Here is a 23,613-nt window from a genome sequence, read left to right as displayed (position 1 = left end):
CCTGATCCTCCAGGCTTAACTTGGGCGGTCTGCCTTTGGCAGAGACATGCTTCTGCAATTGCTCAACCATCAAATAGAAAGTTGACCATGAGATGCCTGTGTATCGCTTGAACTGAGGATCAGAAAGTTTGTTTGAATCGATGTATTTCATCCGCAGATTATGCACGAATGCTAAGAAATCTGGAGTGCAAATATTAACCAAAAAGAAGATCGTTTTTTGATTTATGAAAGAGATCTATAGTTAAAACTTAATTATTCAAAGGCGAATAATGATTGATAATTGCTGATAGGTTTTATATTAAAGAGATAATTTTTTAAAAACTGGAATAAAACTTAGTTTTCCAGATATGTATTTAAATAGAGAGACTTCCGAGTCGAGATATTTATTAGATTTTATTATTATTGTGAGAGATTTTAAGATAAATTCTTTTCTCTTTCTAAGATTCATCAAAATAGCTTTAAATATGGAACCTTAGAAAATTTTTTATTTTGGAAGTTGGGAAAATATTGACCCTATGAGCAGTTCACCCACAAACGATACTGAATTTAATTTACAGCAAGTTTTGTTGCTAATGAACCATTTAACGAAATGGCTTATTCGCTCCGGGGTGGGCTATACAGAATTTTCTGCCGCTTTAAAGCCTATCTTTTATTTGCAAGCCGTGAATGAACTGGAAACTCTTGAGAAAAAAGCCACTATATCTGCAATCAGCTTATTGTCAGGATTGCACCGTAAAGATATCACTACTTTCAAACAAGCAATTGAAGATGGCTACTTAATTACTGATACCGGCAAAACGGAAGCATTGAATATTCCTGGCCGAGTAGTCGGGATATGGGTAGCAGAAGAGTGGTCAGAACAGCTGCCTTTTCATAATCCTGATCAAGATTCATTTGTAAAATTAGTCCATAGGGTTTCAAAGGAAATGCATCCCAGATCGGTGCTAAATGAATTGGTCCGTCTTGGAATTGTCAGGCAGGAAAAAAAACAAGTCATTTTAGAAAAAAGAAGTTTTATTCCGGATCAATCTTCACAAGATATACGCAAGCTATTGACTGATAATTTACAAAGCCATATGCAAGCGGGTTTACATAATGTTTTTTGCCCGGAACAAACGAGCTTTTTAGAAGAAAGTATACGAGCAGATGAACTGACGAGCGAATCAGTTGAAATTCTTAAAAAGCATTCACTGGAATTATGGAAAAAATATTCTGAAGATTTATTCAAACTGGCTTTAGAACGTAGTGAATTAGATGAAGGAAAATCTGATGCGAATCAGACATTTTGTTTAGGGATATATCAAAGTGATACATAAAAAAAGAATTTTATTGCCTATTGTCTGCGCAACGTTGTTAGCTGGTTGTGGAGAAGAGTTTTCAGCAGGTGTCGTAAAAGGTGGAACTGGAACCGGAGGAAAACCACCTTCTGGCGTGGATATCGTGGTTGAGAGAGTTCCTTTGAAGGATTCTTACTCAATTTGGCTGTCAAAACCAAAAACGGATGATTGTCAGGGGGTTAAGCGTACTCTTCAATTTCTAGATCCGACTACTTTAGAAGTGATGGAAGAAAATCAGTCACTTGAAATTACACCATCTGATGAAGTTGTGAATCAGCTTGTTTTACAGGTCCGTTGGGAAAATCAATCAGAGCAGCCTAAAACGATTTTACATCCTTCATGCAACTATCTAATCGAATTAGCAGAACTTGGCGCCGAAGCACCTATGCGTGTAATGAGCTGTGATGTAGATGAAATAGCGGCATTAAATGTAAATGATGTTTATATTCACCAGCAGATGTATCAGTTTGACTACACATCGAAAGGCGTACTGAAACATAGCATGAGCACCCAGTTCTTACCTTTAGAAGCAAGTGGCCAAGATTGTGAAAACTTATCTATTCCTTATGAAATCCAGAATATCGAAAAGTAGTTCATATTGATAAATAGTAAAAAAGGCTTTCATAGGAAATAATGAAAGCCTTACAAATGTGACATGCAAAAAAAACCACACGGATCGTGTGGTGGCATAATCATGCATGCCTCAAAGGAAAGAAGGGACAGTGCTTGAAAAAATTAAAATAAGAATTGATGAAAATTAAAAACGATAACCTATACCCACATAGGAAATTAGCGGATCGACATCAATTTTGGTAGAGGCCTGAATCAGTTTCTCGCCCGTATTTTTATTGGTCACCGTGATATCGGTCTTATTATTTAATTTTGCATAAGAAACTGAAGCAGTTGCATACCAGCTAGAGTTTAAATCATAGTTAAAACCTAATGAGACGATAGGTGCAATAGCATCATCTGCGGTGGTTTTTACTTGGATATCTCCACTTGAAACTCTACCCTCGAGCGCTGCTCCTGCTTCACCATCATAGATATTTTGAATCATGTGGCCAGCTGCAATCAGATCATTTTTAACGCCGCCATTTAATTTAATATCAGTGTAATGAGCAAACATGACACCGGCACCGATATAAGGTCGGAACTTGTTAACACCCGGTTTGCCAAAGTGATAAATCGCCTCAAGTGCAGGTGTCCAAGCACGTGCAGAAGCAGCAGTATCATATTTATCTAAGTCAGTAATGAGAATATCATTTTTCAAATATAAGTTCTGGTTTGGCGCGATAGGATGACCTACTGCTGAAAATGGTGCGTAGACTTGTCCTTTACCTTTTAAATCGACCTTTGGTGGAATGCCTCCAATCATTTGCAGAGAAACATTTTCATTCACATAGTAGTCCAGCATTAAGCCCAAAGTATCAATATCTTCGACTTCTATACCCGCATTTGAGTTCCAGTTTGATAAGCCAGAAATCTCAGCCGTACCGGTTAAACTGGTTAATGCATCTCTTAATTTTTCAGGATCATCCCCGAATTCGTTATAAAAACCATCACGCATCCAGTCAAACATTGATGGATAATTCAAAAATGGTCTGGTGATTGTCCCAATTAGACCTTGTTCAGCTGGTGTTAAATCAGTCTTGTTGTAATCAATATTTGATCGGATGGTATCACCTGTAATATCTCCTACTCGAGCAGATCTTCCTTCTTCCACGCCAGTTTTAATTCGCATCGGATTGGCATTTCCTTGTGATTTGATATGTAACCATCCGGTAGATACAGAGAATCTTTTAAATTCTGCATAACTCATTTGTGTAGTAGCAATGAGGGCAGCTACGACTATTCCTTTACCCAAACTATTTGATGTTTTCATATCCATTTCCTATTTTTTTAATGATGGCTAACTGCTGCGCCACTATAGTTTTTTTTGAATAGAAAAACCTTAAAAAAATTTACGAAACAGTTACATAATGTTATTTTTAATTATTTTTAATTATTAGTTAATGTTATTATATTTTAATCATATTATTGATATATATGTAAATAAAATAATTTTTAGACAAATTTATTTATATAAATAAAGACTTAAAAATTTTCGCATTTTTTATAGTTGTTGCTGAGTAAAAATCCTCAAATAGAATAAATTGATTAAAATTTAATCAGAAATGATTTAAAAAATTTTACTTGTTCCAATATTATTCATGTTATTTCATAGTCCAGAAAATTTAAGAAAGAATGTGAAAAATTGATTTTTAGAGGAAGTGAGATCTTAAAATTTAGATGAATAATTGTTTAATTGAGGCATTTGAGTTGATGAAATTTTAGTCTTTTTAATTTGGAGAGGAATGGATTTTTTTAAATTCGATAGAGGATGATTTTAAAAGTTCTTTCAGATCTTTTTCTAAGGGTTGGGTAAAGATGTAAACGTTTTTTGTTCGTGTTTATGAGAAAACTACGTAAACGTTATAATCTAAGTTATAAGATGACAAACCAATTGCTTAATAAACAGAGTCAAATTTATGAAAGCAGCTTTACGAGGTCAAACACCAGGTCTAGATCAAATAGAATTGGCAGATATTAACGATCCTGGAAAGCCAGGTCATGGAGAGATTAGAGTTCGAATTTTCAGCAATTCACTTAATTTCCATGATTATAACGTCGCAATAGGAGTTCTTCCTGCAGAATCAGGTCGACTGTTGATGGCCGATGGCGCGGGGGTTGTTGAAGAAATTGGCGAAGGGGTGACTGAGTTTGCTGTTGGAGATCATGTCGTTTCCCTATTTTTCCCTAACTGGGTGAAAGCTGAGTGTCCGCAAGCTGATTTTAGCTATACGCCAGGTGATGGAATTGATGGCTATGCAACTTCATATGTAGTTCGACCTGAAAACTGGTTTACTCATGCTCCCAAAGATTGGACTCATCATGAAGCAGCGACATTACCGACGGCTGGATTAACCGCATGGCGTGCACTGGTGGTAGAAGGAAAAATCAAAGCGGGAGATGATGTACTAATCCTTGGAACAGGTGGTGTTTCAATATTTGCACTTCAGTTTGCCCTGAAGATGGGCGCAAGGGTGTGGGCAACGACTTCATCAAAGGAAAAAGCAAAATGGCTTCTCGAACAGGGCGTTGCGGGTGTTGTAAATTACCGCGAAGAAGAAAACTGGGGCGAGAAAATTTTTGAGATGACAGGCAACCGGGGTGTTGACCATGTGGTCGAAATTGGCGGACCGGGTACGCTGGCTCAATCTATCGCAGCTTCTCGTATAGGCGGACACATTACCTTGATTGGCGTGTTTACCGGGATTAGTGGAGATGTACCCACAGCGGCAATTATGGCGAAACAGCTGACCATTAAAGGCGTGACGGTAGGAAACCGTTCTGAACAGCAGGATATGATCAGAGCCCTAGAAGCAACAGATATTCATCCAATGATTGATAAAGTGTTTCCGCTAGAAGAGATTCAGGCAGCTTTTGAATATCAACGTGATGGCAAACATATTGGTAAAATTTGTTTAGACGTATGATGATTTAAAGTTGATGGGCTTCGGAATTTAACTCCTACCATTACCCTCATTGAAAATAGCCTTAAATCGAATAGATTTAAGGCTATTTTTTGTATAGGATAATAAAGATAAAAGCTTGTACCAGATTCACATTATCTTAACTAAACAGAGATCATTAAAAGTGACCAACTATTAATCAGGCAGCTTCAAGTCTATCTGTAATCAGCTTAACTCCAGTCGCAGCTTTAATCTGCTCCAGCGTGACATCTTGAGCGAGTTCTACCAGAACCACTCCGCGTGAAGTAATATCCATAACACCGAGATCCGTAATGATCCGATTGACGACACCTTTACCGGTCAACGGCAAAGTACATTGAGGAACGATTTTCGGTGAACCGTCTTTCGCCGTATGCTCCATTAAAACGACAACTTTCTGCACGCCTGCCACCAGATCCATGGCGCCGCCCATACCTTTGACTTTTTTACCCGGAATCATCCAGTTGGCCAGATCACCCGTTTCGGAGACTTCCATTGCTCCTAGAATCGCAATATTGACATGCCCACCGCGAATCATGGCAAAGGAATCCGCACTGGAAAAGAAGGCAGCACCTTTACGGGCAGTCACCGTCTGTTTACCTGCATTAATTAGATCTGCATCAACGGTTTCTACAGTTGGAAATTCATCAATGCCTAACAGGCCATTTTCAGACTGGAGCCAGACGTTGATATTGTCCGGAATATAGTTGGCCACCAGTGTTGGCAAACCGATACCAAGATTGACATAGAACCCATCTTCAAGTTCCTGTGCTGCACGTTGAGCCATTTGATTTCGAGTCCAGGCCATGATTATGCTCCCGCCTTTAAGGTCATCTGTTCAATGCGTTTTTCTGGTGAAGCATTGACGATGATTCGATTGACATAAATTCCAGGCAGATGAATATCATCGGGATCAAGTTCACCAATCTCTACGATTTGTTCAACTTCAGCCACAGTGATTTTCCCGGCCATGGCGCATTCAGGATTGAAATTACGTGCAGTTTTACGGAAGACCAGGTTGCCGGCCTTGTCTGCTTTATAGGCTTTGACCAGTGCCACATCTGCGGTTAATGACTTTTCAAGGATAAATTCTTTACCTTCAAATTCACGGACTTCTTTGCCTTCAGCAACCAATGTGCCGACACCGGTTTGGGTGTAGAAAGCGGGAATTCCAGCACCACCCGCACGCAGTTTTTCTGCCAGTGTTCCTTGGGGCGTCAGCTCTACTTCCAGCTCACCATTTAAATATTGACGTTCAAATTCCTTATTTTCACCGACATAAGAAGAAATCATTTTTTTGATCTGCTTGGTCCGCAACAATTTACCCAAACCAAAGTCATCCACCCCCGCATTATTAGAAATACAGGTGAGGCCGGTGACACCGGTATTTTTTAAGGCTTCTATGAGTGCTTCAGGAATGCCGCATAAACCAAATCCACCGACCGCCAGTGTTTGATGATCTGCCACGATATCCGCTAAAGCTTCCTGAGCATTGGCAATGACTTTATTCATCAGAAATCCTTTTCTTAAAATTCAAGCGTCCATCTTGGCTTCACGAGCGCTATGGTCTAATTCATCTGCATGCAGGAAGTGGGTATGTGAAGGCGCGCGTTTGGTTTTGCTCCATTGTTCCAGCATGTCATATTTCATTTCTTCGGTAATCATGGCAATTTTTTGCGGTGCCTTTTCATCATCATAAGCCAGTTCCAGACGGTGACCATTTGGATCAAAGAAGTAAATCGAATGGAAAATGCCGTGATTGGTAATCCCCAGTACATCAACGCCATTGGCTTCCAAATGTTCTTTAGCTTGAACCAGTGCCTGACGATCTTTCACTTTTAAGGCAATGTGCTGCACCCATTTCGGGGTGTTTTCATCACGACCCATTTCCGGTTGGGTGGGTAGTTCAAAGAAGGCCAGTACATTGCCATTACCAGCATCTAAAAACAGATGCATATACGGGTCGAAAGCTTTAGTAGAAGGAACATGGTCCTCAGCAAAAGCCAGAATAAAGTCCATGTTCAGGTTCTTTTTGTACCATTCCACGGTTTCTTTAGCATCTTTACAGCGGTAGGCGACATGGTGAATTTTTTCGATTTGAATGGTCATGTTTATATCCTTATATATTCTTATGCTGCATCGGGCTGCGCTTCAGGTGCAGCTTTTTGAAATGCGTCCAGTGAATTGCAATGGGCATAAATCGATTCAATTTTCGGAAAATCCGAAAGATCGATTTTGAAACGTTTAGCGTTATATACCTGTGGAATCAAACAGCAATCTGCAAGGCTCGGTTGATCTCCAAAACAGAATTGGCCATTTGAATGCGTTAATTGAGCTTCAAGCGCTTTTAAGCCGGTGACGACCCAGTGTCTGTACCATTCGGTTTTCTGTTCATCGCTGGCATTCAGGGTTTTACTGAGGTACTGAAGTACACGCAGGTTGTTGAGTGGATGAATGTCACAGGCAATATTCAGACTAAAGGCCCGAATCAGCGCACGCTGTTGCAGATCCTTGGGCAACAGGGGAGTTTCCGGAAATTTTTCTTCCAGATATTCAATCATGCTGAGCGACTGGGTCAGCGTGAAATCATCTTCAATTAAGGCAGGGACCAGTTCACCTGGATTGACCTGACGAAATGTTTCACTATGCTGTTCGCCGCCATTGTTCACCAGATGAACCGGGATATGTTCTGCTTCGAGTCCTTTCAGGTTGAGCGCAATACGAACCCGGTAAGCGGCTGAACTACGAAAATAGGTATACAGTTGCATGGTCATGATTTCACCCCGGACTATTCAGTAAAACCGAAATCAATCGCTGGCAGGATTTTGCCAATCACAGTACCGAAACCGATACGCAGGCCATCTTTTTCACAATGACCTTTCATGATCACGGTATCGCCGTCTTGAATGAAGGTACGCTGTTCACCATTCGATAAAGTCAGTGGTTTGGTGGCATTCCAGGTAATTTCCAGTAATGAACCATAAGAATTAGGCGTAGGGCCTGAAATCGTACCTGAACCCATCAGATCACCGACCTGAACATTACAGCCGGCAATGGTGTGATGAGCCAGTTGCTGTGCCATTGACCAGTACATATATTTGAAATTGGTTTCACAGATGACATCAGCCTGGTCTGAATTTTCAGGCTGAATTTCAACCGACAGATTGATGTCATAGCTATTACTGCTGTTATCTTCACGCAGATAAGCTAGAGGTTTTGGCTCTTGAGCAGGTGAACTGGTTTTAAATGGTTCAAGTGCTTCCATGGTTACGATCCATGGCGAGATCGAAGAGGCAAAAGTCTTGGCGTTAAATGGACCTAGCGGTACATATTCCCATTGTTGCAAGTCACGTGCAGACCAATCATTGAACAGCACCATGCCAAAAATATGATTCCAGGCATTTTCAATCGCAATGGGCTCGCCTAAGTTATTTGGTTTGCCAATAATAAAGCCGGTTTCCAGTTCGAAGTCGAGTTTGCGACATGCTGAAAATACTGGGCGATCAGAATCCGGTAATTTGATCTGTCCTGATGGACGCACGATTTCTGTCCCGCTAACAATCACGGAGCTGGCACGGCCGTTATAACCGACCGGAAGTTCTGACCAGTTTGCTAACAATGCATTTTTCGGATCACGGAACATACAGCCGACATTAGTGGCATGTTCTTTGGATGAATAGAAATCGGTATAGCCCGGGATATGCACCGGTAGATGCATTTTGACATCTGACTGTTTCAAGAAAACCAGATCACGTAGCTCTTTATTGTCACGTAATTCGGCATGATCCGCTGACAGTAACTTTTGTAATTCCGTACGTACTTTAGACCAGTTGGCTGTACCCGACTCAATAAAACTATTCAAAGTTGGCTGATTAAAAAATTGCTGATCTTGTTCCAGCTTTAAATAACCCTTTGCTTCCAATGCTGCTAGATCAACCACCCATTCTCCAAGTGCCACCCCAGCACGTGGTTGGGTGTTTTGCTCATTACTGAAAATACCATAAGGCAAGTTTTCTAAAGGGAAATCTGAATCAGGAGCGATGTCGATAAATGACTTTAAACGCGTCGTCATAAATATGAATCCTTTCCGTGGAAAATTTAAGTTCTATACAGAATCATACTTATATTTTTAAATTACGCAATAAATAATTTGATTATGTATAATGTAAATTTGTTAAAATGCGCTATGATCTTAATCTGGAATCAGATTTGGCTGAGCAAGATTTTTGATTTCAGTAGTACAATGGTTTTATAGAGCCATGAAAATTAATGCGTATATGCAGGATGAAACGATGAGCGTTGAGGAAGAAAAATTACAGGGAGGGGTGCAGTCTCTAGAAGTAGGATTAACTGTACTCGATGCATTGACTGAACATAATGCACCGATGATGTTAAAAGAGCTGTCAGAAGTCCTGTCCATGCATCCTGCAAAAGTGCATCGCTATGTGGTGAGTCTGATACGTAAAGGTTATGCCCAGCAGCTCAGTGATGGACGTTATAGTCTGGGTGAGCGTGCTCACGCATTTGGCGTCAATGCCTTAAAACGTACCGATATGCTGGAATTAACCCAAAAATATATTATGCAGATTCAGCAGCATTTAAATTGCAGTATTCATGTCAGCAAATGGTTCGCCGATGGTGCTGTCGTGGTTCAGTCGCTTGAATCCAATCATGTATTTAATATTATTACCCGGGTCGGCTCGCGTATGCCTTTGCTAAAGTCGGCAACTGGTCGTTTACATGCCTGCCTTCAGCCAGAACACATCATCAAACCTTTACTGGAAAAAGAGTGGGCGAGTAGCGCTAAAGCAGGCCAATATCCTGCGAACTGGGAAGAATTCTTGCAACTTAAAGAGAAAATCCTGCAGCAGGGCTATGCGTCCGTAACTGGTGATATGATGGCGGGCATCCATGCAGTGGCGATTCCGGTGTATAACTTCAGCCGACAGCTTGATCATGTGATTACCTGTATTGGCACCGAAGACCAGTTGCCAGCAGATCAGATGCAACAAGCCATCGATTATCTGCTCGGGATTCAGCAACAGATTGATGCCTTGTTTAATCCACAGGTGGCTGTCTAACTCTTTCATTAATTGCAGATCACTTTTAGTCATTTCATAGATCCAGACCTGATTGAGGTACTGGATCTTTTTTATATCCAGCATTTGATCGTTAGAGAGAAATTAAAAAGTGGCTTAATTATGAAGTAAAATAAGAATGCTTATTCTTATTTTAATGATATGCAATTTCACAGAAAATTGAACAGAGATTTCTAACTCTTGGTTGCTTTAGAGTTTGTATAACAGCCTTTATTTTAAATTAAAGTATCAATTTGGTTTAACTAATTAATTTTAAAAAAATTAAAAATTATGTCGCAATATAGACAATTTTTATAATAACTTTTATTTTTATAATTCAATATTAAAGAATAAAAATTATGACCTTATTAAAAACACATATAGAGTTTCGATCTGATAACTTTCCTCCAACCTCTGAAGAGAAAGAAGAGTGGGACAGACAAATTTGGGGACATACATTAGCAAAATACTTATCAGAAGAACTTCCTAAGTATGGCTTAAATGTATCAGATTTCATAAATGAGGATTGGGGATATTTAATACCCTTAGCGGACGAAAAATTTAAAGGTATTTGGGTTGGATGTAATCATTATCAAGAGTATGAAAATGGTTTTTTGGTTTTCATAGATCCTTGCAGGCCAATAATTAAGAAAGGATTTTTTAAGAAAATTGATATATCAGAGCAACTAACATTTGTAGCTGATATTTTGAATGAGATACTTACAAGTAATCCTGAAATCTATGCTCAACATTGGTGGGATGAAAAGGATATGAAATTGATTGGAGAATAATCTTAAGATCTCCTAAAATTAACATAATACACCTTATACGTAATTATTTTATTTATTGATATAAATCATATGCTTAAGTTGTGATAAAAAGTTTGGTTATCTCAGATTGGGCTGTTTTTTATGTTTTTTATGTTTTTCATGTTCCATGACTAATAAAGAAGCAATGTTCCACAATTTTATGTGGTTTCATTTAATCCTAGTGCAGAACAAAATGTCCAGATGAAATAAGAATAGATATCCCAGTATTATTGATTTTGCTTACGAACATAACCTGACTCTATTTTTATTTAAAAAGATCAAATCACCATTCATAAAAAAGCCTTCGAGCACTCAAGCTAGAAGGCATTTAAAAACTTAATTATTTCTAAGCGATCAGTGGTTCAGCTTCATTCTGCATTTTGATCACCGCAGCCATCGACTCGGCAACATAATCAATATTGCTGAGGTTCAGGCCTGCTGTACACATCCGGCCACTACGAACCAGATAAATACCATAATGCTGTTTTAACAGATCCACTTGCTCAGCAGTTAAACCAGTATAGCTAAACATACCTTGCTGTTGAGTCAGGTAGCTGAAATCAAGTTCTGGCAATGCCTGAGACAATTTTTCTTTGAGTAAGCCACGCATGCGTAAAATACGCTGGCGCATTTCTTCAACTTCAACCTGCCATTGCTGAAACAGTTCAGGAGTATTTAACACCTGACTGACCAATAGCGCACCATTGGCCGCTGGACTTGAATAAATCCGGCGAACTGTGGCTTTTAACTGGCCTAAAACATTTTGTGCGCTTGTGGAATCATCGCAAACAAAACTTAAGCTACCAATCCGTTCTCCATATAAAGAGAAGATTTTGGAAAATGAATGGCTGACGATGAAATTCATACCGGCTTGATCAAGTGCACGAATGGCATAGGCATCTTGTTCCAGACCCTGACCAAAACCTTGATACGCCATATCCAAGAACGGAATTAAGGATTGCGCTTTTAATACCTCAATGACCTGATCCCACTCATGTGGCTGTAAATCTGCCCCGGTCGGGTTATGACAGCATGGATGCAGTAACACAATACTTTGAGCGGGCAGCTGTTTTAAGCAATCCAGCATCGCCGGGACATTAACGGCATTGGTTTCTGCATCATAATAAGGATGGAAATGGGTTTGAATACCAGCACCATTAAAGATCGCAATATGGTTTTCCCAGGTCGGCTGGCTGACCCAGATTTCAGATTGTGGAAAATATTTCTTTAAAAAATCTGCACCGACTTTTAGTGCACCTGAGCCACCCAAAGTCTGAATCGTGACCACACGGCCTTGCTCACGGGCAGAGCTGGAAGTTCCAAAAATTAATTCCTGTGCAGCCTGGTTAAAGCTGTTCAGTCCATCCATCGGTAAATACACACGTACTTTATTATAGTCAGGGGTCAGGTAAGTATAGGCTTTCTGCACTGAGTCTAGTTGCGGCACAATATTGTCTTCGTTGTAATATAGGCCGATGCTTAAGTTGACTTTGTTACTACGCTGATCTTTGTTGAATTCTTCCATTAAAGAGAGAATCGGATCGCCGGCATAAGTATCAATATGTTGAAACATGAATCTATCCTAATCTAATCAATATGCGATTACGCTTCTGGTAAGGTGCTAATTTTGCTATTATCTAAAATAGCAGTCTGAGACTCCTGTTTGCGCTTAAAGAAGTAGGCAACCGAGAGAATACCAATCCAGACCGGAATCATGATGACAGCCACACGCATGTCCGGGGTGCTGCTCATAATTAGCAGAATACCGCCCATAAATGCGATACATAAATAGTTGGTGAATGGATAAGCCACACTTGGAAAATCGGTTTTGGTCTGCATGCGGTTCATGGATGTCTTGAATTTCAAATGAGTATAGGAAATAACAAGCCAGTTAATCACGATGGCAGCAACCACCAGCATCATCAACATGCTAAAGGCTTTTTCCGGCACCAGATAATTTAATAAAACGCACATCAAGGTGAAAAACGCTGAAACCATCACTGCATTCACAGGGATGCCACGCTGATTAATCTTGCTTAAGAACTTCGGTGCATTACCTTGTTGGGCTAAACCTAACAGCATACGGCTGGTACAGTAGTTAGTACTGTTATATACCGAAACCGCTGCGGTTAACACCACGAAATTCAAAACTCCAGCAACTGTTTGACTACCTAAAGAATCAAAAATCATCACAAATGGACTACCACCTTGCGCCATCATGTTCCAAGGGTAAAGCGATAAAATCACTACCAGACTCAGGATATAAAATAACAGGACACGGTAGACAATCTGGTTGACTGCTTTAGGTAAGGTCTTTTTCGGGTTATCGGTTTCAGCGGCTGCGATCCCGACCAGTTCAATGCCGCCAAAAGCAAACATGATCATGGCCATCGCCATAATCAGGCCCATGATTCCATTCGGGAAGAAGCCGCCAAGTTGCCATAAATTTTCCAGACTGGACTGGCTATGACCGCTACCACTGGCAAGCAAATAACTGCCGAACGCAATCATGGCAATAATGGCGCCAACTTTAATGATCGCCAGCCAGAACTCCATTTCACCGAATAATTTCACGTGAAGCAAATTAATGATATTGATGAAAATGAAGAAGCCGAGAGCAGACACCCAGGTCGGGATTTCCGGCCACCAGTAATGGATATAAAGGCCGATGGCACTTAATTCCGCCATACAGACCAGAATATTCAGCACCCAGTAATTCCAGCCCGACATAAATCCGGCAAACTTGCCCCAGTATTTATAAGCAAAATGACTAAAAGAACCGCTCACGGGTTCATGTACAATCATTTCACCGAGCTGGCGCATCATTAGGAAGGCAATCAAGCCTGCAATGGCATAACCTAAAATGACGGAAGGCCCAGCAAGCTTGATTGTTTGTGAAATTCCAAGAAACAGTCCGGTACCAATTGAACCACCGAGTGCGATGAGCTGGATATGCCGGTTACTTAAACCTTTTTTCAGGTTTCCTTGTTCAATATGCTGCATTTTTATTCATCATCCATGTGAGATTAAGCGCTGAACTATGATGTGCTTTATTATTTTTATGCCGTCATCGATGCAGAATCTTAAGTGTTATACGAGCGTATACGTTGAAACAGAGGCAATCATACCGGTGCACATGAGACTACATAGACACCGGTATGGTTTTAAAAAGGTCAGGCTTTAGAAATGTCTAAAACACCACGTTTGATCTGATCACGTTCGATTGATTCAAATAAGGCCTTAAAGTTACCTTCACCGAAACCATCATCGTCTTTACGCTGGATAAACTCAAAGAACACTGGGCCAATCATATTTTCAGAGAAAATCTGTAATAGCAGGCGTTTGTTACCATCTTTGGTATTGCCATCGAGCAGAATGCCGCGTTTTTGCAGCTCATCCGCTGGCTCACCATGATTTGGCAGACGTTCATCCAGCATTTCATAATAAGTGCTTGGCGGTGGCGTCATGAACTTGGTGCCTAAAGCTTTCAGCTTGTCCCAAGTTTCAAGCAGGTCATCACAGATAAAGGCAATGTGCTGAATGCCTTCTCCATTGAATTCGTTCAGGAACTCAGCGATCTGGCCATTACCTTTGTCTGAATCTTCATTCAGTGGAATACGGATCTTGCCATCTGGTGCTGTTAGTGCCTTAGAAGTCAGGCCAGTGTATTCGCCTTTAATATCGAAGTAGCGGATTTCCTGGAAGTTGAAAATCTTTTCATAGAAATCTGCCCAGTACTGCATACGACCTTTATAAACATTATGCGTTAAATGATCGATTTCATTCAGGCCAGTGCCGACTGGACGCGATGGAACATTATCAAAGAAGATAAAATCATTTTGGTAAATGTCACAATCGACCAGGAAGATTGGAGAACCACCGATTCCTTTAATCGCAGGGATGTTAAGCTCCATTGGGCCGATTTTGCTATAAATCGGTTCTGCACCGATTTCAATCGCCTTTTGAAAAGCTTTTGCCGCATTCTTGGTACGGAAGCCCATTGCACAAGCAGAAGGACCGTGCTCTTTATAGAAAAATGCTGCATATGATTCAGGCTGATAATTCAGAATGATATTAATATTGCCCTGGCGCCATAAATAGACATTTTTCGATTTATGCTTCGCCACTTTAGTGAATCCGATGGCTTGGAAAACAGGATCCAACTGACCATCTTCAGATACAAATTCAATAAATTCGAATCCACATAGTTCTAATGGATTGGCTAATTCATTCATACAACATCCTCATTTTTTAGAAGCAATCCTATTGCTTATCTTTTACTGTCTGTTCAGGCTCTACGGAGGTATCACTGCCGTTTTATATTGAGAAGACAAATCCGTTTGCCTGACTTCTTTGACTTGCTGAACTGCATCGATTCCTGATGCACACAAGAAAAAGAAAGAATTTAACTCATCATACTGGATCTTGAATATTATTCAATACGTAATTTAATTACGTAATAAATAATTTCATAAAATATGGGGTTAATTTATAACATAAATTAATGTTATTCATAAAAAATATTTTTTGGATAATTCCAAGATACTAAATCATAGGAAATGTAGTTTTTTGTAAGGAAAATCTATTTTGAATACTCATATCAAAAAGGCTTATGAACACAAGTTTTTGTTATGGAAATTTAAGAAAATGAAATATTAAAAACTTAGCTTCAACTTGTTTTGATATTCAAAAAAAAAGCCCTTAAATAATTAAGAGCTTTAGTCATACAATCCAGTTATATCTAATGGCCATACCGGTTCCAGCATTCAACACTGAAAGGATAGGCATCTTCGAATAGAGATCAAAACAGGCTGAGTGTTTATCTCTTGGTAACAATTTAAACAGGCTTTAAAAGCGATACTTTGCTCCTATTGTGATGTTTAAAGGCAAAGCATATTGAGGAATCGTACCTGAACTTGAAGTATTGAGACTGCCATCTGCCAGATAACTGAGACCCTGATCATAATAGGATTGATCTGTAATATTCTGTGCAATGGCGAATAGCTGTAATTGAGGAGTGGCTTGATAATTCGCACTTAAATCAACCGTTAAGGCCCCCTCATTCAACTGGGTATGCGCGGTGTTATTCCAATACTCGGCAAACTCTCGTAACTGCACATTTAGATGCAGCTGGTCTGTCGCTTGCCAGGATGCACCCCAAGTCGCATTCCATGTGGGAATCTGTCCGATCTGCTGTCCGGTTGGCGCTACAGCAACGCTTAAATTAGAGCGAGTCAGTTCAGACTTGGTTCTTGTATAACCCGCATTCAGGCTAATACGATTGTTCACCTGAACATTTGCAATAAGTTCAAATCCTTGCATTTTGGCATCACCGGCATTGACATACTGGCGTAATGTGGCAGCAGCACTCACCCCAGTATCACAATAATTATTGCCTGCCTCACAGTCGGATCGGACCACCGCATAATCAATGTAATCTTTCACTTTATTATAAAAATAGGTGCCAGAAAGCGTTAAAGCATGATCGCTAAAATCAAAACCCAATTCGGCTCCCCGATTGGTTTGGGATTTCAGGTCAGTATTGGGAACTGTGTAATTTGAACCACCGATAAAACTACGGTACATCTGGTTCAGACCGGGTGCAGAGAAGTTTTTATAGGCTGCACCGCGTAGATCAAGTTGATCATTGAAATGATATTTAAAGCCGAGGCGGGGACTAAAGTGATTTTCATCTTGGTCAGCCAGACGATTTTGAATCGGGCTGCCTGCATATTGTCCATAAGTTTCTGCATCCGAGGCTTTCCAGAAATCCTGACGTAAACCCAAAGTAATATCCAGAGGTAAGGTTTCAGGACGATACAAAGCTTGGGCAAAAATACCTGTGAACTGATGTGTTGCTTCTGCAGTGATATTGCCCAAGAAACCGATACTATTAAAAATATTCAGCGGGTCTTTCACTTTAATCTGGCGATAATCAACACCAAATTTAATATCTTCCAATTGTTTCCATTGGGTATTTGCTGTGATTGATGTACCGAAACTGTCATATTCCGCCTTTTCCTTCTGGCTGATAATTGATGTACCATTATTTGGAGTCGCCAGGCTATATCCTGGAATAGAAGCATTTTGAGTCTGCATGTCATTGATCTGATACCACGCTAATGTATTCAATTTCCAGTCTGGGCTCAGCTCGGTAAGGCCAGTGGCAGCAATACGAAACGTATTCCATTTATTTTCGGCATCCCTATATTGCAAACCTTCTTCTTTAGTTTCGCTCGCAAGCAAGGCGAGTAAATACTCATCCTGCTGATTGGGACTATAAATGGCTTTAATATTGAGTGTATCCACCTGACTTTCTGTTTTGCTCATGTCTGGATGGCGATATCGTTTCGGTACCTGCCAATAGCCATCAGATTGGCTGCCGTCATAACTCAAGCCGATTTTAAATTTTTCTGACAGTTCCCATCCTTGACTGGCTCCGTAACTAGCCGTATTAAAACTGCCATAACTTGCATAAATTGCACTGCCTTGTTCTGGCTGACGGGTAACAATATTAATTACGCCGCCCATGGCCATATTGCCCCATAAGCTGGTCGCACCACCGCCACGGATCACTTCAATTCGCTCGACCTGTTCTTTAGGAATCTGGGACCAATTGATAGTTCTAAAATAAGGATCATTGGCGGGAATACCATCGACAAGCACCAGATTTAAACCATTGGTGGAGGTGCCAAAACCACGGATGCTGATGAGCTGGCTAGTTGGATGTAATTGGGTCGATAGGCGGGCCGGAGTAAAGACGCCAGGGATTTTGTTAATAATCTGGTCAATACTGCTTTGTGGTGCATTTTGAATCTGTTCATGTTCAATGACCGTCGTACTCATGTCCATATCCTGTAAATTACTGCCACGGCTGGCCATCACGGATATAGGTGCTAATTGTTCGAGCTGCTTTGCTGGACTTTCTTCTGCATGAATAAGATTACAAGTCAAAATTGCGAGTGAAAGTGCGCTGAATTTAAATAAATTATTTTGTGTATTCATTATTATTCCACCTGAATCAGGAAAAAAGGAATGTCGAACCACATACTGAAAGTAAGTAGTTTGAATATTTTTAAAAATAATTAAGACAACTGTTTAGGTTATGAACTAGATAGAAAGTGGAGGACCACGATTTTGGAAGAAGGTTAAGTAAAGTTTTTGATAACGCTTGAGACTGGAAACAGGTAAACGATGAGGTGTTTTGCCCAAAATTAATGTCAGTAAGATGAGAAGGCAGGCAAGCCAAACAGGATTAAAATTCTGTCCCAAAACCAGACAGAATTTACAAAAAGTATCTGCGCTATACAGGATTTTTTCTTCTACATTGCGCTGTTCAGCTAATAAGAAAGATTTCTGGATCTGCGGCTGTGTCGCTTCTAATTTAATATGATCAGAATGGGCTTCCGGTGGATTGAAAATAGCAAGTTGCTTGCAGATTCCAGACCCAAGCTCAGGATGTGTTTGCAGAATGGGCGTAATAAAGACAGAAAGTTGCATTAGCCATGCAAAGATGGCGAATATAATAGAAGCTTTCTGAAAGGTTAAACGCACAATTCATCCAACCTATATAAAAGGCGTATAAATGATTATATAGCGTTTTTTGATTTTAAAAATGCTAATGGATAGTTGTAGTAATTCAAGATGGATAAATAGCGGTATGTGAGATTATGTATTTAAATGAGTATTTATTTTTAAGCAAATTGAATAGTTTTATCTTTAGGTTTATTTTTTAAAATATAAATATAATCAAAAACTTACTATATTAAAAGATTTTATTAAAAATAATTTATATATTTTATAGCCTGATTTATTTTTCAAATATATTTTTAATTTTTTAAACATCCTTATTTTGGGAGGTTTTTATTTTAAATAGTGGGATTGAATTTTTATCTAATAATTTTTTAGTCAATAAAATAAAAGCTTAAATTTAGAGGTATGGCTGGATTTAGCTTATTTTTATTTAACTCTTATATTTTATTTTCAAATTTTATAGGTATGCCAGTTCTACCATTTTTATAAAAAAGTGGAGAAAGCTTGGAATGACTATATGTCCTCTAGGAGGGAGAAACTTATAGACAAGAGAGATTGAATAATTCAGAAATTGAATTCACTAATCAATAGAAAGAGAAATAAAGAATCTACTAAGGATGAGTGGGGAAATAAGTGAGAAGATAACCACTTTCTTAAATGGGATAAAAAATAAGAATGGTTTTAATTACGTTGAAGGGATTTAAGGCAGGAATCATTGCCTTGGCTATAGGATTTAGCGTTCAGGCAAATGCAGATGACACAAAGGAAAATTATATTGAGGCTGCTATTGATCAGTCATTCAAGCCGCTCATGCAACAATATGATGTATTGGGAATGGCAGTCGGGGTGATTTATCAGGGAAAAAATCATGAATACTATTATGGCCTGCAATCTCATATCGACCATAAAGCTGTAAATCGGCAAACAATTTTTGAATTAGGTTCTGTAAGTAAAATCTTTACGGGCATTGCAGGGGGCTATGCCAAGAGTCAGGGCAAGCTTTCTTTTAATGATCATCCAGCTAAATATTGGCCTGATTTAAAGAATTCAGAAATCAACAAAGTCAGTTTGCTGGAATTAGCGACTTATACGAGTGGAAACTTACCTTTGCAATTTCCGGATCAGGTTAAGACTGATCAGCAAGTTTTAGAGTATTTCCAAAATTGGCAGGTTAAACATCCGCCTGGCCAATATCGGCAATATTCAAATCCAAGTATTGGCTTATTTGGTGAGTTAAGTGCAAGATCAATGAATGTTCCTTTTAGCGTATTGCTGGAACAGACGATTTTTCCAAAACTCAATTTAAAGAATACCTATATTAATGTTCCGAAAGCACAAAGGGTTCACTATGCTTTTGGTTATGATCAGAACAATCATCCGGTGCAGGTAAACCCGGGAGCTTTAGATGCCCAGGCTTATGGGGTGAAATCTACACTTCCCGATATGCTGAAATTATTAGATACCAATCTGAATCTGAAAAAGAACAAGCCTGATATTAAACAAGCGCTTCTGGAAACTCATCATGGATATTTTAAGCTTGGGAAAATGACCCAAGCACTCGGCTGGGAGACTTTTTCATATCCGACGACACTCGATATTTTGCTGGAAAGTAATTCTGAAAAAGTCGTGATGCAAGCAAATCCAATAGTCAAAAATACTATTCAGGAAAAATCACAAGTCTTTCATAAAACCGGTTCAACCAATGGCTTTGGCACCTATGTGCTGTTTGTTCCGGAAGAAAATTTTGGACTGGTGATGATGATGAATAAAAAAATTCCCAATGCAGAGCGAATCAAGGCAGCCTATCAAGTCTTTCAGGCCATAAAAAACAGTTAAGTTTATTAAGCCTGAGTAGAAGGAAATGTCTCATGATTTTTGAGCTAGGGTGTTTCCTTCTTTTGAAAAGAGGTTGAGTCTTAAACTCTAACTGAAGTAAAAGCCTCCTAATTTCGGAGGTTTTTATTTTGTATCGATAAGAGTGGTAGATTTTATTGGTTGAGAAAAATTCATTCTATAAATTTTAAAATGAAATTTAATAACATTAAAGTTCAAAATAGGGTAAGCTTATTTAATTAAGATTGAATCAGATTAGATAGGTTTCAGGGCATTCATGTTAGAACTTCGTCATTTAAAAACCTTAGTCGCGTTACGGGAACATGGTTCACTGGTTGCAGCAGCAGGAGATCTTTGTCTCACGCCTTCAGCTTTGTCCCATCAGCTTCGTGAATTGGATCAATGGTTCGGAGTCGAAATCGTCAATCGCCGTAGTCGCCCGGTCAGTTTTTCCAATGTCGGGCAGCGCTTACTGAAGCTGGCAGATGATATTTTGCCTCAAGTCCATGTTGCACAGAGTGATATCATTCGCATTGTGCATGGGCAGACAGGACGGATCATTTTTTCTTCCGAATGCCATAGCTGTTTCGACTGGTTGATGCCTTTACTGAATCAATATCGTATTCAATATCCAGATGTAGATTTGGATTTCGCTTCTGGCTTTGAGGCCAATCCGCATGAACTGTTACAAACAGGGGAATTCGATCTGCTTATTACCGCCGATCCGATTGAACTAAAGGGCATAGAGTATTTCCCGATTTTTGAATATGAGTCGCGTTTGGTGCTATCGAATACTCATCCTTTAGTGCGTTCCCAAAGTATTAGCGTCCAGGAATTGGCGGAAGAAACACTGATTACTTATCCAGTGGACAAGCACCGTCTGGACATCATGTCACACCTGTTTATTCCAGCGAATATTTTACCTAAACAAATTCGGACCACCGACTTGACTCAAATGCTGATTCAACTGGTTGCCAGTGGTCGGGGAATTGCAGCCTTGCCAGATTGGGTAGTGAATGAATATGAACAAAAGGGCTGGGTAACTTCACGCCGTTTGGAGTGTGTAGCACCGAATGGACTGCGCCGGACTTTATATGCAGGTTATCGAACTGAAGAAAAGCAGAAAGATTATTTCGAAGGATTTTTAAAGCAGCTTGACCGATTCTCTAAAAAGAGAATCACATATTATGATTAAGTGGTGATAAAGGTTTCCTCTCGACTTTTTAAAACTATTCTTTTTGATGACGCTTTCAGCCAATTAGATCAATAAATATACAATTCTAAAACAGGCTTATCTTAATTTTGGGTGAAAGATGGGAAGAGTAGGACTCAACTAGTAGATGAGATATTGAAGAGTTCTTAGGTAGTTTAAAACCTATTCTGAAAGAAGAGGTGAGATCATGAATATTGCAAAGAATACCATTTGTCTTTGGTACGATCATGATGCTGAAGAAGCCGCACGATTTTATGCAGAAATTTTTCCAAATTCATCTGTAGGTGTCATCGTTCTTGCACCTGGAGATTATCCCTCTGGTAAAGCAGGTGATGTCATCACAGTAGACTTTACCGTACTGGGTATTCCATGTATTGGTTTAAACGGAGGACCTGTATTTCAACATAATGAATCTTTCTCATTTCAAGTCGCCACAGAAGATCAGGAAGAAACTGACCGCTATTGGAATGCGATCGTCAATAATGGTGGTCAGGAAAGTGAATGCGGATGGTGTAAGGATAAATGGGGAGTATCTTGGCAAATCATCCCTAAAGCTTTGCTTGAAGCATCATACAGTTCAGACCGTGGTGTTGCTAAAAGAGCTTTTGATGCCATGATGACCATGAAGAAAATTGATGTCGCTGCAATTGAAGCTGCCATCCGAGGCTAAGGCATGGTCTCGATATCAGTGATTAATGCCATGTATTTAGTTTAAGCGTTTGGCCTTATTACTCATATAAAGTGAGAGGTCATTGATAATAATCAGAAGTTCATCCTTTAAGGTATAGCCAGTGAGTTGCTTATGGCGGCCGCTGGCTAAAATCTATTTAAGCCTTCACAATAAATAATTTTTCTTTTTTAAAATAAGTAGATGAAACTCGAAGATATCTCTGAAGGTGAAGATTCATATTTGAAATATTTGGCTTAATGTAAGATGATAAAATAGTAAGTGACTAAAATTTAAAATCTTATTTCATCAGCTAGAAGAACGAGAAAGACATGCCTCATTCCCATCATCATGAAAAACACTATATACAACGTTCTGGCTGGTTGCGTGCCGCAGTGCTTGGTGCCAATGATGGAATTATTTCCGTGACCAGTCTGGTTGTCGGGATGGCAGCCAGTGGTGCTTCGTCACAAACACTTTTGATTGCTTGTGTTGCTGGCCTGATTTCTGGTGCAGCCTCGATGGCAGCTGGGGAATATATCTCGGTCAAGTCGCAACAGGATATTGAAAAAAATGATCTCGCCATGGAAGAGCGGGAATTAAATCTGCATCCCGTACATGAATTAAGAGAGCTAAAAAATATTTATATCAAGCGAGGTTTAGAAGCTGATCTGGCCGAAGAAGTGGCAAAACAGCTTACTGCACATAATGCCTTGGATGCGCATGCGCGTGATGAAATTGGAATTCTGGAACAGACAGCTGCCCGGCCCTTTACGGCGGCATTTTCTTCAGCATCAGCATTTACGGTAGGTTCTTTATTTCCATTGGTATCCATTTTGGTTTTGCCTTCACATTTGCTAGATCAGGGCGTTATGCTGGTGGGAGTGCTTAGTCTGGGAATGATGGGAGCATTAGCCAGTTATGCGGGCGGTGGCAGCATGTGGAAAGGCGCACTGCGTGTCATGATTTGGGGCATCGTTGCCATGCTATTTAGTTTCTGGATTGGCTCTCTATTTAATGTTACTACCACATAATCATTTAAAAAATATGGAATAAATTTTTATTAATCTAGATATATCCAAAATTTAATTGAAGTAGATAACTTGAAATTAAAATTTTCCAAATTTAATTGTATTAGACACATTTAGATGCTTAAGCTAACTCATTTAAAAAATTTAAATTTTAACTACAAGTTTTTCTTTAATTAAAAATACTTAGTTTAATTATGTTCTTCCTTGCACTAAAGCTGTGCCAAAAGGTGCATTGAAGTGGCAATTTTAAAATCCAAATATAAATATGCTGAGAAAAATAAGAGAGAGCTTGGTTCTCAGTCACTATAATTTAGAAAAAATATAAAAGTACCTCTAGATAATTAGGGTGTGTTGACACTTTTAGCTTAAAAAAATAGCGAAGTAGTAAAATCAAATCACCAAACCCAATTTTACTATTCGCTATGCCTCGTACCATGCTGACAGATCAACACTGGCAAAAGTTGAAAGTTATTCTGCGTAATTTATCCATTCACCAGAACTCAAATTTACGCAATTTTATTGAAGCTATTCTCTATAGAATTAGAACAGGTTGTCCGTGGC

21 protein-coding genes are annotated in these 23,613 nt (G+C 39.4%); 10 read left to right on the top strand and 11 right to left on the bottom strand.

Annotated elements, in window-relative coordinates; all coding sequences use genetic code 11:
• Positions 1-515 precede the first annotated feature (515 nt).
• Positions 516-1,316, top strand: coding sequence for a DUF6502 family protein (locus FTV34_RS14515; protein WP_180070662.1), 801 nt, complete (start codon positions 516-518; stop codon positions 1,314-1,316).
• Complete coding sequence (locus tag FTV34_RS14510) at positions 1,306-1,929, top strand: hypothetical protein (RefSeq protein WP_180053941.1); 624 nt, start codon at positions 1,306-1,308, stop codon at positions 1,927-1,929. Before FTV34_RS14515 ends, FTV34_RS14510 begins: the two co-directional genes overlap by 11 nt.
• 165 nt (positions 1,930-2,094) lie before the next feature.
• Here FTV34_RS14510 and FTV34_RS14505 read toward each other — a convergent pair whose 3' ends face one another.
• Positions 2,095-3,219 carry an OmpW family protein gene (locus tag FTV34_RS14505; RefSeq protein WP_180053940.1) on the bottom strand — a complete coding sequence of 375 codons (1,125 nt, stop codon included), beginning with the start codon at positions 3,217-3,219 and terminating at the stop codon, positions 2,095-2,097.
• A 646-nt stretch (positions 3,220-3,865) separates the two neighbouring features.
• On the opposite strand from FTV34_RS14505, the gene FTV34_RS14500 reads away from it, so the two are divergent.
• Complete coding sequence (locus FTV34_RS14500; RefSeq protein WP_166135279.1) at positions 3,866-4,873, top strand: NAD(P)-dependent alcohol dehydrogenase; 1,008 nt, start codon at positions 3,866-3,868, stop codon at positions 4,871-4,873.
• A 175-nt stretch (positions 4,874-5,048) separates the two neighbouring features.
• On the opposite strand, the gene FTV34_RS14495 is transcribed toward FTV34_RS14500, so the two are convergent.
• From FTV34_RS14495 to fahA, 5 genes are read right to left on the bottom strand one after another with little or no spacing between them, the layout of a single operon-like run.
• Entirely contained in the window at positions 5,049-5,696 is a 648-nt protein-coding gene (locus tag FTV34_RS14495) for a CoA transferase subunit B (protein WP_180070660.1), read from the bottom strand.
• 2 nt (positions 5,697-5,698) lie between these two features.
• Positions 5,699-6,400: a CoA transferase subunit A gene (locus tag FTV34_RS14490; RefSeq protein WP_180070659.1), complete on the bottom strand. Its 702-nt coding sequence runs from the start codon at positions 6,398-6,400 to the stop codon at positions 5,699-5,701.
• Positions 6,401-6,421: 21 nt separating this feature from the next.
• On the bottom strand, positions 6,422-6,997 hold the full coding sequence (locus tag FTV34_RS14485; protein ID WP_004783206.1) for a VOC family protein: 576 nt from the start codon (positions 6,995-6,997) through the stop codon (positions 6,422-6,424).
• Positions 6,998-7,017: 20 nt separating this feature from the next.
• Positions 7,018-7,656: a maleylacetoacetate isomerase gene (maiA, locus tag FTV34_RS14480; protein ID WP_180070664.1), complete on the bottom strand. Its 639-nt coding sequence runs from the start codon at positions 7,654-7,656 to the stop codon at positions 7,018-7,020.
• A gap of 20 nt (positions 7,657-7,676) precedes the next feature.
• Positions 7,677-8,960 (bottom strand): fumarylacetoacetase, encoded by a 1,284-nt coding sequence (gene fahA / locus FTV34_RS14475; RefSeq protein ID WP_180070657.1) that lies wholly within the window; start codon positions 8,958-8,960, stop codon positions 7,677-7,679.
• 187 nt (positions 8,961-9,147) lie between these two features.
• Here fahA and FTV34_RS14470 point away from each other — a divergent pair, with 187 nt between their 5' ends.
• Both FTV34_RS14470 and FTV34_RS14465 read left to right on the top strand, forming a co-directional pair.
• Entirely contained in the window at positions 9,148-9,969 is an 822-nt protein-coding gene (locus FTV34_RS14470) for an IclR family transcriptional regulator (protein WP_180070655.1), read from the top strand.
• Positions 9,970-10,325: 356 nt separating this feature from the next.
• A complete protein-coding gene (locus tag FTV34_RS14465) occupies positions 10,326-10,757 on the top strand; it encodes a hypothetical protein (protein ID WP_005221150.1) in 432 nt (143 codons plus the stop codon).
• Positions 10,758-11,121: 364 nt separating this feature from the next.
• On the opposite strand, the gene FTV34_RS14460 is transcribed toward FTV34_RS14465, so the two are convergent.
• From FTV34_RS14460 to FTV34_RS14440, 5 genes are all read right to left on the bottom strand, one after another.
• On the bottom strand, positions 11,122-12,348 hold the full coding sequence (locus tag FTV34_RS14460; RefSeq protein WP_180070653.1) for an amino acid aminotransferase: 1,227 nt from the start codon (positions 12,346-12,348) through the stop codon (positions 11,122-11,124).
• A gap of 29 nt (positions 12,349-12,377) precedes the next feature.
• Positions 12,378-13,778, bottom strand: a complete 1,401-nt coding sequence (locus FTV34_RS14455; protein ID WP_180070651.1) for an amino acid permease — start codon at positions 13,776-13,778, stop codon at positions 12,378-12,380.
• A 170-nt stretch (positions 13,779-13,948) separates the two neighbouring features.
• Complete coding sequence (hppD, locus tag FTV34_RS14450) at positions 13,949-15,010, bottom strand: 4-hydroxyphenylpyruvate dioxygenase (protein ID WP_004811022.1); 1,062 nt, start codon at positions 15,008-15,010, stop codon at positions 13,949-13,951.
• Between the two features lie 613 nt (positions 15,011-15,623).
• A complete protein-coding gene (locus FTV34_RS14445; protein WP_180070649.1) occupies positions 15,624-17,780 on the bottom strand; it encodes a TonB-dependent receptor in 2,157 nt (718 codons plus the stop codon).
• A 105-nt stretch (positions 17,781-17,885) separates the two neighbouring features.
• Entirely contained in the window at positions 17,886-18,329 is a 444-nt protein-coding gene (locus FTV34_RS14440; protein ID WP_180070647.1) for a hypothetical protein, read from the bottom strand.
• Positions 18,330-18,983: 654 nt separating this feature from the next.
• Between FTV34_RS14440 and ampC the strand changes: the two genes are divergently transcribed.
• The 5 genes from ampC to FTV34_RS14415 all read left to right on the top strand — a co-directional run.
• A complete protein-coding gene (gene ampC, locus FTV34_RS14435; protein ID WP_180070645.1) occupies positions 18,984-20,144 on the top strand; it encodes a class C beta-lactamase in 1,161 nt (386 codons plus the stop codon).
• A 274-nt stretch (positions 20,145-20,418) separates the two neighbouring features.
• Complete coding sequence (locus FTV34_RS14430) at positions 20,419-21,336, top strand: LysR family transcriptional regulator (RefSeq protein ID WP_004783169.1); 918 nt, start codon at positions 20,419-20,421, stop codon at positions 21,334-21,336.
• A 205-nt stretch (positions 21,337-21,541) separates the two neighbouring features.
• Positions 21,542-22,024, top strand: coding sequence for a VOC family protein (locus FTV34_RS14425; protein WP_180070644.1), 483 nt, complete (start codon positions 21,542-21,544; stop codon positions 22,022-22,024).
• Positions 22,025-22,353: 329 nt separating this feature from the next.
• Positions 22,354-23,055, top strand: coding sequence for a VIT family protein (locus FTV34_RS14420; protein WP_159124331.1), 702 nt, complete (start codon positions 22,354-22,356; stop codon positions 23,053-23,055).
• 419 nt (positions 23,056-23,474) lie between these two features.
• A partial coding sequence (locus FTV34_RS14415; RefSeq protein ID WP_180070070.1) for a transposase occupies positions 23,475-23,613 on the top strand: 139 nt, incomplete at its 3' end.

The sequence above is a fragment of the Acinetobacter sp. YH16038 genome (genome assembly GCF_013417275.1).
Classification (GTDB): Bacteria; Pseudomonadota; Gammaproteobacteria; order Pseudomonadales; family Moraxellaceae; genus Acinetobacter.
Note: the sequence above shows the minus strand (reverse complement) of the source record. Positions and strands in the feature narration are given on the sequence as shown.